Source organism: Methylobacter sp. (assembly GCF_004322395.1).
In the GTDB taxonomy this organism is placed as follows: Bacteria; Pseudomonadota; Gammaproteobacteria; order Methylococcales; family Methylomonadaceae; genus Methylobacter_A.
Map to the genome: position 1 here is coordinate 1 of NZ_SCTW01000116.1, position 2,018 is coordinate 2,018.

The 2,018-nt window shown below is 43.1% G+C and carries 2 protein-coding genes and 1 pseudogene; all 3 read right to left on the bottom strand.

The features are described from left to right. Positions 1-156: 156 nt before the first annotated feature. Positions 157-297: pseudogene (locus EPO18_RS20830) on the bottom strand (IS481 family transposase); the annotation flags it as partial. Positions 298-351: 54 nt separating this feature from the next. Beyond that, positions 352-1,248, bottom strand: a complete 897-nt coding sequence (locus EPO18_RS15590) for a hypothetical protein (RefSeq protein ID WP_292434814.1) — start codon at positions 1,246-1,248, stop codon at positions 352-354. 127 nt (positions 1,249-1,375) lie between these two features. Further along, on the bottom strand, positions 1,376-2,018 hold a 643-nt coding region (locus EPO18_RS15595; protein WP_292434816.1), incomplete at its 5' end, for a glutamate ligase domain-containing protein.

The window sequence follows — 2,018 nt, forward strand, 5'->3', positions numbered from 1 at the left end:
TGGATACTTAGTGATGTTGCCAAAGCCGTAACCGGCATCAGTAAAACCATAGTGCTTATTTTTATTATTTGCCGCATATCGTCCTCTTTTTATAGTAGTTTCAACCTAATCTGGATATTTACTGATTTATTCAGTTATTAGAAGCGCTTATTTCGGTCAAGTTTTGCCTATAAATTTTTCTTTCCAGATAGTTTTTACCATCATGTAATGTGTTATCGATACTCGACCACAGCACATCTTATCCTGATGGGTACGCTCATTATTGTAATAGTCGAGTCATTCGTCCAGACCTTTTTGCCAATCGGTTTAACCATATTGGCTAATTTATTCTGCCCCCCCTTCATATGATGCTTAATATTCTTCCAGCAGCTTGTGAAAAGCTTCCAGCTCGGGATTGCCGCGCACCAGACATTGGCTCTCGATAGCGCGGCGTAAACCGCGTAGCAAAAAAGGGTTGTTTTTATCGGATCGTTGCTCGTTCTCCGGCCAATTAGTGGAATCTATGCCGCGTACGTGGGCTGCTTCTTTGTCGACTATCTGAAATTGCTCCAGAGTACTACGCACCAACTCACCACCGCAAAAATGGCCGCTGAATCTATAAATACCGCCGTTCGAAACTTTAACCGGCGTACTGCTGCCGCCACAAACGGAATCACATAAATACATCAAGCGATTCCAGAATAAATCCGCATCGTAAGAGCGCCTCAAAACTCGCTCTAGCTGCCCACGACCACTCGGCAAAGTCCGGGTATGAATATCTCCCTTCTTAAACGCCGACTCCATACTGTGCGCCATACCTTCCAGAAACCATGGATTCTTGAAAAACGTGTATTCGTACTGGTAAGCATGAAAAACTTCATGATTGGGCGTTAAATTGGGCGGATGCCACTGATTGGACAAGGTGATGGTCAGCGCAGGTGAGGCTTCGGTAAAATGCCTATAATGATAGACAATGGAAGCGTCACCTGTAGACCCCATTTTGCCTTCTTTAAGTTTGATAATGTGGACATCAATTGAACGCGTATCCCGATAACGCGCACTGCCCAAAGGTGATATCAGCCCCAGTTGATCACGGTAAAAATGATTGGCCTGATCAATCTGGGAAACAAGTTTATTTAGCTGCTCTGCCGCTTGTTGCGCCTGTTGCAGTGGTGAAACATCAACAGGAAATGCATTCTCTCCGCTCAGAGTATAATAAATGCGGAATTCATCCTGCACTAGACGCCGGTCTAGCGCTTCCCGCGGCATTTTCCAATCCGCCTCTGAATAAAAAGATATTAGACCGAGGGCAAACATCGCAATGCAACGCCATTTAATAAACAGCCTCATTTTAGATATTTATGTTCGGAAGCCATCAGCAAATAATTTAATGCTTTCATAAGCATAAGCTTTTCACTTCAGAGCGCTCTTTGAGATATTTTACGGTTTTACTTAATCCGGTTCCGCCTGAACTTTTTATCAAAATCAGATCGCCATCTTTTATATGCTTCAAAATCATAGCATTTAGATCATCAGAATTTTCACACCTTAGTGTATCAATTCGTTTCCTTAAGACTAAAAATAATGATTTCATCTCGTTACCGCATAATATGACTAAATCAGGCTCGGCACTCACTATAGGTAATAATAAACCTTCATGCAATTTACCGCTGTCCAGACCAAGCTCCAGCATATCGCCTAAAACAAAAACTTTTCGTCCATTGGGTTTAGGCGGCTGAATTTCTCCCGCAAGATGAATGGCTGCCTGCATTGAAGCAGGATTGGCATTATAAGATTCGTCGAGAACTCTTAGCGTTTTACCGGCAATATGCAGATCATGAACAACGCCTCTTCCGGAAACCGGAGCGAATAACTCAAATTGAGCAAGAGCAGGCTTTAAAGGCAGGTTTAACGCTAAAATACCGGCGATACAGGCCAAACTGTTCATTGCCATATGAATCCCTGGCGCGCCAATCTCATAATGAATTTCCTCATCATAAACCTTTGCGTAAACCGTTCGTTTATCCGGATCGTAATTC

Bases quoted from the DNA above. Each gene is read 5' to 3' on its own strand.
- EPO18_RS15590 (WP_292434814.1), bottom strand. From the start codon at position 1,248: ATGCCGCGGGAAGCGCTAGACCGGCGTCTAGTGCAGGATGAATTCCGC.